Source organism: Phytobacter sp., assembly GCF_059074235.1.
This window is the reverse complement of sequence record NZ_JCACPZ010000007.1, coordinates 107474-119187: the sequence shown is the minus strand read 5'-3', so window position 1 is coordinate 119187 and position 11714 is coordinate 107474. Positions and strand designations below refer to the sequence as shown.

Annotated in this window: 8 protein-coding genes; 2 read left to right on the top strand and 6 right to left on the bottom strand. The window is 52.4% G+C overall.

Annotated features, from left to right (window positions below):
• From AC5JPW_RS17960 to AC5JPW_RS17950, 3 genes are all read right to left on the bottom strand, one after another.
• A partial coding sequence (locus AC5JPW_RS17960; RefSeq protein ID WP_494242487.1) for an LLM class flavin-dependent oxidoreductase occupies nucleotides 1–423 on the bottom strand: 423 nt, incomplete at its 3' end.
• A gap of 65 nt (nucleotides 424–488) precedes the next feature.
• On the bottom strand, nucleotides 489–1610 hold the full coding sequence (locus AC5JPW_RS17955) for an amidohydrolase (RefSeq protein WP_494242486.1): 1122 nt from the start codon (nucleotides 1608–1610) through the stop codon (nucleotides 489–491).
• Nucleotides 1607–2623: an MsnO8 family LLM class oxidoreductase gene (locus tag AC5JPW_RS17950; RefSeq protein ID WP_494242485.1), complete on the bottom strand. Its 1017-nt coding sequence runs from the start codon at nucleotides 2621–2623 to the stop codon at nucleotides 1607–1609. Before AC5JPW_RS17950 ends, AC5JPW_RS17955 begins: the two co-directional genes overlap by 4 nt.
• A gap of 473 nt (nucleotides 2624–3096) precedes the next feature.
• On the opposite strand from AC5JPW_RS17950, the gene ansP reads away from it, so the two are divergent.
• A complete protein-coding gene (gene ansP, locus AC5JPW_RS17945; RefSeq protein WP_494242484.1) occupies nucleotides 3097–4593 on the top strand; it encodes an L-asparagine permease in 1497 nt (498 codons plus the stop codon).
• A 67-nt stretch (nucleotides 4594–4660) separates the two neighbouring features.
• On the opposite strand, the gene yncE is transcribed toward ansP, so the two are convergent.
• Nucleotides 4661–5722, bottom strand: coding sequence for a 7-bladed beta-propeller protein YncE (yncE, locus tag AC5JPW_RS17940; RefSeq protein ID WP_494242483.1), 1062 nt, complete (start codon nucleotides 5720–5722; stop codon nucleotides 4661–4663).
• A 258-nt stretch (nucleotides 5723–5980) separates the two neighbouring features.
• Here yncE and pqqU point away from each other — a divergent pair, with 258 nt between their 5' ends.
• Complete coding sequence (pqqU, locus tag AC5JPW_RS17935) at nucleotides 5981–8089, top strand: TonB-dependent receptor PqqU (protein WP_494242482.1); 2109 nt, start codon at nucleotides 5981–5983, stop codon at nucleotides 8087–8089.
• A gap of 791 nt (nucleotides 8090–8880) precedes the next feature.
• Here the strand turns inward: pqqU and AC5JPW_RS17930 are convergent.
• Complete coding sequence (locus AC5JPW_RS17930; protein ID WP_494242481.1) at nucleotides 8881–10812, bottom strand: methyl-accepting chemotaxis protein; 1932 nt, start codon at nucleotides 10810–10812, stop codon at nucleotides 8881–8883.
• Nucleotides 10813–11012: 200 nt separating this feature from the next.
• On the bottom strand, nucleotides 11013–11669 hold the full coding sequence (locus tag AC5JPW_RS17925; protein WP_494242480.1) for a GntR family transcriptional regulator: 657 nt from the start codon (nucleotides 11667–11669) through the stop codon (nucleotides 11013–11015).
• Nucleotides 11670–11714 lie beyond the last annotated feature (45 nt).

The window sequence follows — 11714 nt, the reverse complement described above, 5'->3', positions numbered from 1 at the left end:
CTGGCTGCGGGAGAAGTTCTTCGCCGAGCCTTCCAACGGGGACGTCACCACGTTCCAGCCTGCGCGCCCATTACTGAGATGATCGAGACTGGCAAACTGGCGGGCAACGGTAAAGGGTTCACTGTAGGAGGTCGACAATGTGCCGACCAGCCCCAGGTGGGATGTCACTGCTGCCAGTGTCGATAAGACCGTGATAGGTTCAAAACGATTAAGAAAATGAGGAATTGATTTTTCATTAATATATAAACCGTCAGCGACAAAAATAAAATCCAGTTTGCCCGCTTCGGCTTTTAATGCCGTCTCTTTCACAAACGAAAAATTAATACTGGCATCTGCCAGTGCAGCCGGATGTCGCCATGCAGACATATTTCCGGAAGCACCGTGTAATATTGTTCCCAGCCGCAGTTGTCTTGTCTCTGACATAATCCTTCCTCGTTTTCAGGCAACAGGTCACCCTGAGCAGCAGCCCAGGGTAAGATTTTTTGTGATTACGCTTGCAGTAAGGCTTTCTCCGCCAGCAGCGCGAAATAGCGTGAGGCCTCTTCAATTAATGCTTCATCAGGGTTAAAGGCAGGATGATGTAACCCGTATTCGCTCGCACTGCCGATACTGACGAATGCGCCGGGGATCTGTTCGAGATAAACCGCAAAATCCTCGCCGCCCATATGCAAATCGGCTTCTTTCGTCTGGTAACCGTGCCAGTCGGCAACGTCACGCGCGAAAGTCGCCCACTGCGCATTGTTGACCAGCGCCGATGGTCCGGCATGCCAGTGCACCTTGATCTCCACGTTAAAGGCCAGCGCCAGTCCGGCAGCAATGTCGTTAACCCGCGCTTTAACGTATTCACGGACTTCATGACGATGGGTACGCAGCGTGCCTTCCAGCTCGACCTTTTCTGGCAGTACGTTCCAGGTATTACCCCCCTGGATACGGGTCACGCTGAGCACTACGGAATCGAGTGTGTCCACGTTACGACTGGCGACAGTTTGCAGTGCCACCACCAGTTGGCTGGCAATCACAATGGCATCATTGCCTTCTTGCGGACGGGCAGCATGCGCGCCTTTGCCGTTGACCTCTATCACCAGCCGGTCCACGTTGGCATAAAACGGCCCGCCGCGTGTGGCAAACGCACCGACCGGTAAACCGGGTTCGTTGTGCATACCAAAAATCGCGCTGACATCTTTCAAAGCACCTGCTTCAATCAACCGCTTTGCACCACCAAAGTTCTCTTCCGCAGGCTGGAATAAAATGCGGACTTTTCCGGCAAGCTGTTCCTCTCTCTCCTTGAGCAACAGCGCTGCGCCGAGCATTACGCTGGTGTGAACGTCATGCCCGCAGGCGTGCATCACCCCTTCATTGCGCGAGACAAAAGGGACATCCACCACCTCGTGGATAGGTAACGCATCGATGTCAGCACGCAGCGCAATGGTTTTCTCTCCCTGGCCCACTTCAACGACCACACCGGTAGGTAAAGAGATGGGTACAAAGCGTAATCCTGCGTCTTCCAGCCAGTGGCGCACGCGGCGCGTCGTCTCAAACTCCTGCAGGGAAAGTTCCGGGTACTGATGCAGCTCACGACGCCAGTCAATCAGTTGTTGGGCAAAACTCATGGTGCAACCTCCTTAACTCGCGTGGTCAATGTCCAGGCATCGGCCAGTAACCGCAGGGAGGTAATGCGGGCCGGTGATTCCACCAGGGGATTATCCAGAATAAATTCGTCGATGCCGAACTCCTCAGCCAGCGCATTCAGCCCGGCGAGGACGCTTTTGGCCGTTCCTTTGATGAGCGATGGTTCTCTGCGGAAAATACGCACCGCCGGGCTACCAGCCTGGCGCGCAAAAGCCTGCGCCTGAGCTTCGTTGGAAACACTCACTCGCTGCCCGTTTTCCAGTTCCACGCCCCAGATTTCCACCTGCTGTGCCAGATGTTCAGCTTCATTATCTGTTTCGGCAACGATGACCTGTACGGCAACAATGAGATCTCGCTGGCTCACACGCCGCCATTCAGTGACAACGTCACGTAACAATGTTTTGTCACCATTGAGATGGGCTGCGAATACGAAGTTCCAGTCAAACGTTGCCGCAAGACGTGCGCTGTCCAGACTTGCCCCCAACAGGAAACTTTCCGCGCGGACAGTGGGGATCGGCGTTGCCGCCAGAGATTCGGCATCCGCATTCATGGGCGTTTTTTGTAGCCAGCCGTCCAGCTCACTTAATTGCTGGGCAAAACTCCCCTTTTCCTCATTATGCAGACCACGCTGCAACGCCTGCGTGGAGAGCGGCAAACCGCCGGGGGCTTTACCAATGCCGATATCGATACGTCCAGGTGCCAAAGAAGCCAGCACATTGAAGTTCTCTGCCACTTTGTACGGACTGTAATGCTGCAACATGACACCACCAGACCCTACCCGAATACGCTGAGTTTGCCCGGCAATCCAGGCAATAAGGAGCTCTGGTGAAGGGCTGGCGAGTTGAGGCGTATTGTGATGTTCAGCAATCCAGAAACGGTGAAATCCCCACGCTTCAGCCTCACGAGCCAGGGTGAGCGTACGTGCCAGGGCGTTCTGCGCGGTGTCGTTTTCCGCGATGGGGCTTTTATCCAGCAAACTCAAACGATAAGACATGCAGAGAACTCAGGTTGGTTACGATAGAGGCATTATTGAGAGCCGCACCACCCTTTGTGAAACAATTAATTTACATTAAATAAGCAATAAATTTGCAAAGTAAACCCGCCCACGGCGCAGGGGTATTATCATAACTTATGGTCTTTCTTAAATAGCCCTTAAGAAAATGCTGCTAAAACCTATGTAGCTAAGCTGCATAATTAGTCAAATATGCCGTCAATTGCGCCATGTGGAATCGGTTAATCTACTGACTGCTGGTGACTTCACAATTTCGACTTATCATCATCGGTTTTTCCTCTGGTATCTTTTGCGTCGGAAAAAGATTGCGGGTAGGATGCTCCGCCATGTTTTGTCTTATTCATACGTAGAATGATTGAAAAGGCAGGACACTTTCCCGGTAAAGCAAACGTTTGGTTTTAGCTCTCCGGGGGCGAGGAATTCCCAAAAGGTTCAGACAGGTCAACAGGTACATAATGAAAACAACTGAGAATAACGCGGCGGACCATCAGGCCGCAAAACGACGCTGGTTAAACTCTCATGAAGAGGGTTACAACAAAGCGATGGGCAACCGCCAGGTACAGATGATCGCCATCGGCGGCGCGATTGGCACAGGGTTATTTTTAGGCGCGGGTGCGCGTCTGCAGATGGCGGGGCCGTCACTGGCTATCGTTTATCTGGTCTGCGGTATCTTCTCCTTCTTTATTTTACGTGCGCTGGGCGAACTGGTTTTACACCGCCCGTCCAGTGGTAGCTTTGTCTCTTATGCCCGTGAGTTTTTGGGTGAAAAAGCCGCCTACGTTGCTGGCTGGATGTACTTCGTTAACTGGGCGATGACCGGTATCGTCGATATCACCGCCGTTGCGTTATATATGCATTATTGGGGTGCGTTTGGTGACGTCCCTCAGTGGGTCTTCGCGCTGGGCGCACTGGCTATTGTCGGTACTATGAACATGATCGGCGTGAAATGGTTCGCTGAGATGGAGTTCTGGTTCGCGCTGGTTAAAGTGCTGGCAATTGTTGCCTTCCTCGTCGTCGGGACCATCTTCCTGGGTTCCGGAAAACCGCTGGACGGCAATGCTACTGGCTTCCATTTGATAACCGATAACGGCGGTTTCTTCCCACACGGTCTGCTGCCTGCTCTGGTATTGATTCAGGGTGTGGTCTTCGCCTTCGCCTCCATCGAATTCGTGGGTACGGCGGCAGGTGAATGTAAAGACCCGGAAAAAACCGTGCCGAAAGCGATCAACAGCGTCATCTGGCGTATTGGTCTGTTCTACGTGGGTTCCGTTGTGTTGTTGGTTCTGTTGCTGCCATGGTTTGCTTACCAGCCTGGTCAGAGCCCGTTCGTGACCTTCTTCTCCAAACTGGGCGTGCCGTACATGGGCGATGTGATGAACATCGTGGTCCTGACTGCTGCGCTGTCGAGCCTGAACTCTGGCTTGTACTGCACCGGCCGTATTCTGCGCTCCATGTCGATGGGCGGTTCTGCACCGCAGTTCATGTCCAAAATGAGCAAGCAGCACGTACCATACGCGGGCATTCTCGCTACGTTGGCCGTGTATGTGGTGGGCGTGTTCCTGAACTATCTGGTTCCTGCTCAAGTGTTTGAAATCGTTCTGAACCAGGCGTCTGTAGGCATCATTGCTTCCTGGGCATTCATTGTGGTGTGCCAGATGTGCCTGCGTAAAGCGATCAAAGAAGGTCGTGCCGCAGAAGTCAGCTTTAAGATGCCGGGTGCCCCGTTCACCTCATGGCTGACACTGTTGTTCCTCTTCAGCGTTCTGGTCCTGATGGCATTCGACTACCCGAACGGCACCCTGACTATCGGTTCTATTCCGCTGCTGGTTATCCTGCTGGTTGTGGGCTGGTTCGGCGTACGTAAGCGTGTTGCTGCTATCCATAGCACCGCGCCGGTCGCCCAGGATGCAGCCACTACTGATGCTCCGCTTGTGGAACAATCCGCGAAGTAATCAACTGCGGTAGGTTCACAAAAAAGCCAGCCAGGTTTACACCGGCTGGCTTTTTTATGGGTGCGGATTAAAGCGCGATGCGAATCACATCATCCGGATCGGTCGCTTCTTTCTCTTTGGTGGAGGCTTGTTTCACGCTGACGTACAGCGTTTTGCCGTCCGGGGAGAGTACCATGCTGTTCGGGTAGGTTGGCGTTTCAAACGTCTTAACCACTTTATAGGTTTTCCCGTCGATTACGCTCACTTTACCCGCTTTGCGATGGGTCACATAAGCTTCATTGCGGGTTGGGTTGAACAGCACCGCCAGTGACTCAGGTGCAGCAACTTTCTGCAGCACTTTGCCGTCACGGATATCTACAACCAGCACTTCTGGCTCTTTAGAATCGGTGATAAAGGCACGGTGACCTGCGGTGTCCAGACTCAGGTTCAGATAGAAGTGTTCTTTGCCATCATCCTGCAGCTTTTTACGGCTCAGCACTTTGTTGGAAGCGGTATCGATAGTCACCAGTTCGCCATCCGCATTGGTGCTGTACAGGCGTTTTGCCGCTGAGTCGATCGCCAGACCCGTACTGAAAGTGCCGGTGTTTGCAATAGTGGCTTTCAGTTTCACTGTCTCACCGTCGACGGCCCAAATGACGCTCTCTTTACCAATGCCGGTGATATACACGGTGTTAGTCGCTTCATCTACGGTCAACTGGCGCGGTTGCAGTGGGCGTACGGTTTCGCTGCGTTTACGATCATCCAGCACCAGGCGACCCTTCACTTCACCGGTTTTGGCATCCACCGCCGTCACTGCGCTATTGGTGGTGTTACCAAACCACAGCGTCTGGGTACGGTTATTGATGGTGGCACCAAACGGTTTCAGATCGTTATGAATGACCTGTGTCACTTCCAGAGAAACCGGATCCAGACGGTAAACCACCCCACCCTTGTCCAGTTTGCGGCTTTGTGAGGTAGCCACCCACAACGCATTTTCCTGTTGGCTGTAGGCCATCTCGTAAGCACCTTTGCCCACAGCCTTGCGCAGCATCTCGTCTGCCGCCTGGGTATTGAATGCGCCCGCCAACAGTAATGAGCCGAGTAACAGAGAACCACGCAGACGCGGTGTGCATAAATGACGTAAAGACATGACGACTCCCTTTGATAATTACGTTTATAACTGCTTCACATGCTGTCCTTTCGGCGACGTCATGGCATCGCCTTTTCAACTGAGAATAGTAATCATTATGAGTAGCAATGTAGAGAGTAAATTACACTTCCTTTACCCTTCTCCTTTTTTTCTACACTATGCATTAACGTAATGTGCCGTTAAGGTTTTCATAATTTGTCAAAAATATTAACATTGCGGACATGTTCCATTTGGTTCGTCTCTCATTTTGGTCTACACATGAACACATTCGCACTGTCAAGAATTGCGCTTCTTTTGCCTGTCTTACTCGCACCTGCCGTATGGGCTGCTGAAAACGAACAAACCATGATCGTCAGCGCTACGCCCGATGGGGTTTCTGAACTGGATACACCCGCCGCGGTGAGCGTTGTCACTGGAGATGATATTCGCCAGGCTACACCGCAAATTAACCTCTCGGAATCACTGGCAAGCGTACCAGGATTGCAGGTACAAAATCGGCAGAATTACGCACAAGATCTCCAGCTCTCCATCCGTGGGTTTGGGTCTCGCTCGACATATGGCGTGCGAGGTATTCGCCTGTATGTCGATGGTATTCCGGCGACAATGCCTGACGGTCAGGGGCAGACGTCGAATATCGATCTTAATAGCGTGGACAGCGTGGAAGTGCTGCGAGGCCCGTTCTCAGCCCTGTATGGCAATGCCTCCGGCGGTGTGATTAATGTGAAAACAGAAACCGGCCGCCAGCCCACCACAGTTGAAGCCAGCAGTTATTACGGTAGCTATGGAAGCTGGCGCTACGGTACGAAAGCGACAGAGGCTGTCGGTGATGGCACTCAGCCTGGCGATGTGGATTACACGGTTTCAACCACCCGCTTCACTACCCACGGTTATCGTGATCGCAGTGACGCACGTAAAAATCTGGCAAACGCCAAACTCGGCGTACGCATCGATGATGTCAGCAAATTAACGCTGATGTTTAATAGTGTGGATATCAAAGCCAATGATCCGGGCGGGTTAACACGTGATGAATGGCGCGATAATCCCCGCCAGTCGCCTCGTGCCGAGCAGTACAACACACGTAAAACAGTGAAACAAACTCAGGCCGGGCTGCGTTACGATCGTCAGTTCAGTGAGCAGGATGATTTTAGCGTCACGATGTATGCCGGTGAGCGTGAAACCACCCAGTTCCAGTCTATTCCCCGTGCGCCGCAGTTAAATGCAAAACATGCGGGTGGGGTAATCGATCTGACGCGTCACTATCAGGGTATTGATACTCGCTGGACCCACCGTGGTGAACTGTTTATCCCGGTAACGGTGACCGGTGGTCTGAATTACGAAAACATGAGCGAAGATCGCAAGGGTTACGAAAACTTCGTGATGGTAAACGGTGCGCCGGATTATGGTCGTGAAGGTAATTTGCGCCGTAACGAACGTAATCTGATGTGGAACGTCGATCCTTATCTGCAAACGAGCTGGCAGTTGACGTCGAAATTGTCTTTGGATGCAGGCGTGCGTTACAGCAATGTCTGGTTTGATTCCAACGACCACTATATTACTGCCAGCAATGGCGATGACAGCGGCGACGCTAATTACCATAAATGGCTGCCGGTGGGCTCGCTGAAGTACGCCGTGACCGATGGCTGGAATCTCGATGCCGCCGCCGGACGTGGCTTTGAAACGCCGACCATTAACGAACTCTCTTACCGTTCCGGTAATCAGTCCGGGCTTAACTTTGGCCTGAAACCAGCAACCAGTGACACGGTCGAAATTGGCAGTAAGACACGCCTGGGCAATGGGTTACTGAGTGCGGCACTCTTCCGTACCGATACGGATAATGAGATCGTGACCGACACCAGTAGCGGCGGCCGCACGACTTATAAAAATGCGGGTAAAACCCGCCGTCAGGGCGCGGAGCTGTCGCTCGATCAGCAGTTCGCCGGGAACTGGCGGGCAAAAGTGGCGTGGACCTATCTTGATGCGACCTACCGTAGCGATGATGTGTGCTCTGACAGCAACTGTAATGGCAATCGCATTCCGGGGATCGCCCGCAATATGGGCTTCGCCTCTTTAGGTTATGTGCCGGAGGAAGGCTGGTATGCAGGAGCCGACATTCGCTATCTGAGTAATATTGCCGCCGATGATGAAAATACGGCGGTTGCGCCCTCCTGGACCGTGGTGGGTCTGAATACCGGATATAAGTTTAATTACGGTAACTGGGGAATGGATGTGTTTGGTCGTGTGGACAATCTTTTCGATCGGGAATATGTGGGTTCGGTGATTGTTAACGAGTCGAATGGTCGTTATTACGAGCCGGCACCGGGTCGGAATTATGGTGTGGGGTTGTCAGTGGCGTATCGGTTTGAGTGATAGTTGTCAGTGATTACTGGTGAATGGATATCTTTTCGGTAAGTGGAATGGTTCCGTTCACTGTAAATGCATTGCTTCTCTGAAACAACTGCACTCGTGAACGTGCGAGTGAGGCTCGCCGCCGCCTCCCTCGCAACCCAGGCTCCCGGCCAGGAAAATCGCCGCTTCGCGGTCCACTCGTCTTTTTCCGTCTGACTATCGGGTCGGGGACCAGCCTACATCCTTGTAGGCTATCCCCTCCGTCCACATCCATGTGGACGGCCCCGGTCAGCCGCCAACGCCTCATCGATTTTCAGCCGGACCAGAAAACCCTCGCTGCATGTCACTGCAACAAAGAAAAACTGGTTTCGCTGTTTCCCTGAAGAAACGCTACAGCCATTCCATTTTCATTTTCGTTTCGGGCTTGCCGCGAGGGGGTTGTGTCCCCGCTGAAATCGGCGAGCCGGAGACCGGAAGACAAGGGCTGGCCGCCAGGGAGGGCGGGCAGAGGTTTGTCGAGCCAGGACAGCGAGTCAAACCGACCGCAGGCTGACGGTCGGGAGGTGAGCGCAGTGCGCAGCACCGGTTTCCGGGCGGGGCCGCGGGGATGGCAAAGGGGGCGGCGGCAAGCCCCCTTTGCACGTTCACGGGTGACGAACGTTGTATATTCAGCAGGTCTGGAGGTGAACGGAACAAACTTCAGTGCCGCCTGCTTGCCCTCACCCCGGCCTTCTCCCAAAGGCAGAGGGAGACAAACCTCGGTGCTGCCTGTTTCACCTCACCCCAAAGTTATCTGAACCCCGAAACCTCAATCAGAACGTCGTCCAACCGTCATCATTACTCTCCGGCGCTTTCGCGCGCGGCGTCGACTTCAACACAGGACGCAGCAACGGTTGAGAGGAAGAGACAGGTGCCCCACCCGCGTCCAGACGGAACGTCGCCACCAGTTGCTCCAGAAGCCGTGCCTGCTCTTCCAGCGACCCTGCCGCTGTTGACGACTCGCTCACCAGCGACGCATTCTGCTGCGTAGTGCTGTCGAGCTCACTGACCGCACGCGCAATCTGCTCAATACCACGGCTCTGCTCTTCAGAAGCCGAAGAGATCTCACCCATAATGTCATTTACGCGGGTTACAGACTGCACCACTTCATCCATGGTCGCACCGGCTTTCACCACCAGATCGCTGCCTCTGGTGATGCGTGACACAGACTCACTGATCAAGTGTTCAATATCTTTTGCTGCCTGCGAACTGCGTTGCGACAGGTTACGGACTTCGCTGGCAACGACCGCAAAGCCACGCCCCTGCTCACCCGCACGTGCGGCTTCCACTGCGGCATTCAGCGCCAGAATATTGGTCTGGAAAGCAATGCTGTTAATAACGGCGGTGATATCGGCAATCTTGCTGGAGCTGGTATTGATGTCGTTCATGGTATTGACCACTTCACGCATCACCTGACCACCTTCACTGGCCGTCGTGGAGGCCTGAGCGGCGAGACGACTGGCATTACGGGCGTTATCGGCATTGTTTTTCACTGTTGCCGTTAACTCTTCCATGCTGGCTGCGGTTTCAACCACCGCGGCTGCCTGCTGCTCGGTACGGGAAGACAAGTCGGTATTGCCTTCGGCAATTTCCGTTGCCGCACGAGAAACCTGCGACACGCTGTTGCGCACTTCAAAAATCATCTCGCGCAGTTTGCTGTTCATACGCCCCATCGCACCGGTCAGTTTACCCAGTTCATCCTGGCTGTGAGCCGTAATTTCTGAACTGAGGTCACCGCTGGCAATACGCTCGGCGAGTGCCAGGTTGTGCACCACCGGACGGGTAATCTGACGGATAATCCACCAGGAGACCAACACACCAATCAGGATGGCAATCAGACCAATAATCGCCGCAATGGTACTGGAGGTATTAGCCAGTGCATCATTATGCGTTTTCACCAGACCCAGTAACTGTTTGATGTCGGCGCTGCTTTCATCACCACCCACTTTTACTTTATCTTCCGCGACTTTCAGCCCCTGTACCGCAGCATAATAACTGGCACTGAGATCGTAATATTTGCTGGTATCTGCCCACAAAGCCTGCAACGGATCCTGAATGTCACCTGGCAGCTGCGATGAAAGCGTCTGCACTGAGGTTTTTGTCTCATTGAAACGCTTATCCAGTAAATCTCGCGCTTCTTTGGTCGGGCTAAAGCGCAATACCAGTGCGGCATCACGCACGCTGCTGATATTGATCAACTGATCGAAAATTTGCCCGGAAACCGTGCTGTCTGAGACTGGCGTTCGGATTAAGGTCGTAAATTTAGGCTTTTGATCCTGCGCTGCAAGTTGGTCAAGTGACGCACGTACGGTATTGAGGGTATTCGTTGCCTGCTGCATTTCTGTGGCACTACTCTGGAACTTGGCCAGGTGACCATTCAGTGCGGTCAGATAGCCCTTCTCTTTCTCGGTCCAGCTCATCTCTTCAGCGCTGGCCGTTAACTCCGAGGCATGTTTCACAAAACCCGACATCAATTGCCCGGCTTTATCATCGCCATAGAGGTACTTAAGACGGTTAATTTTGGCCTGGAAGACCTCAATATTGACGTTATAAATCAGATTTGTTTTTTCGTAGACATCGCGGATTTCTTTAAATCGTAGCACGCTCAGAACGGTAGCAATGGCGACCAGAAACAGAACGACACCAAACCCTACCGACAGTTTTTTACTGATATTTATATTGCTCAACCCTTGGCTGAAAGACATCCGGGACTCCTTGCTTCACATCAATGTTAGCGCCTGACTGCGCACCATTGAGTTATCGGCATAGGGGGGTGGTTTTTCAGGGCGAAGGCAAATTTTGTGGCAAAAACGTGATATCGATGCTCCTCTATGACAAATTATCAGTGAGGAGCATGAAAGAGATCGTGAAATTTTATTGCATTGTTTCGATAGCTGATTATCTGTCAGCTATAAAACTGCTTACGCAGAATGATAGCGCCATCATCAATAGCTCGGCACAGTGCTTTCTCGCAGGCGGCTCCATCGCCTCTTTCCAGTGCGGCTAATAAATCACCGTAATCATGTCCACGCATTAACTCATGGGATGAAGGATAAAGGTAATTAAAGCATGGGCCAATACGAACCCATAATTGTTCAATAATAGCCATTAGCGTTGGCATACCGGCATAATGATATACCGCAAAACGGAATACACGATTAGTCTGTAAAGAGAGTTCTGTATTCCCGCTTTTAACCGCTTCATGGAAAACATCCGCAAGGCTTCGTAATTCATGGAGTATTGCTGTGGTCATATTTTGACTCGCAGCACGTACCGCCATTCCTTCCAGATTTTTACGAATATGATTAATTTCACTGTAGCGTTCAAGATTTACTTCAGGCACTAAAAAAGCCTGCGCTGGGGTAGCGTGAAGTGCACCCGCAGAAACAAGACGAAGTAATGCTTCTCTTACCGGAGTAATACTGGTGCCGAGCTGATCCGCAATTTCTTTCGTAATGAGTCGTGCGCCTGGTTTAAGCGCACCAATAATAAGCGCACTTTTCAAACTTGCCTCTACTTGCATAGTAAGGCTCGTTCGCTGCGCTTTTTCCAAGTCAAGCATGTGAGTATCCTGTAAAAATTCTTATTAATTATCAGCCTGGTAGCG

Excerpts from the sequence above, each read along its gene's own strand:
- AC5JPW_RS17955 (WP_494242486.1), bottom strand. The coding sequence starts at position 1,610 with ATGAGTTTTGCCCAACAACTGATTGACTGGCGTCGTGAGCTGCATCAG.
- pqqU (WP_494242482.1), top strand. The coding sequence starts at position 5,981 with ATGAACACATTCGCACTGTCAAGAATTGCGCTTCTTTTGCCTGTCTTA.
- yncE (WP_494242483.1), bottom strand. The coding sequence starts at position 5,722 with ATGTCTTTACGTCATTTATGCACACCGCGTCTGCGTGGTTCTCTGTTA.
- AC5JPW_RS17930 (WP_494242481.1), bottom strand. The coding sequence starts at position 10,812 with ATGTCTTTCAGCCAAGGGTTGAGCAATATAAATATCAGTAAAAAACTG.
- AC5JPW_RS17950 (WP_494242485.1), bottom strand. The coding sequence starts at position 2,623 with ATGTCTTATCGTTTGAGTTTGCTGGATAAAAGCCCCATCGCGGAAAAC.
- ansP (WP_494242484.1), top strand. The coding sequence starts at position 3,097 with ATGAAAACAACTGAGAATAACGCGGCGGACCATCAGGCCGCAAAACGA.
- AC5JPW_RS17925 (WP_494242480.1), bottom strand. The coding sequence starts at position 11,669 with ATGCTTGACTTGGAAAAAGCGCAGCGAACGAGCCTTACTATGCAAGTA.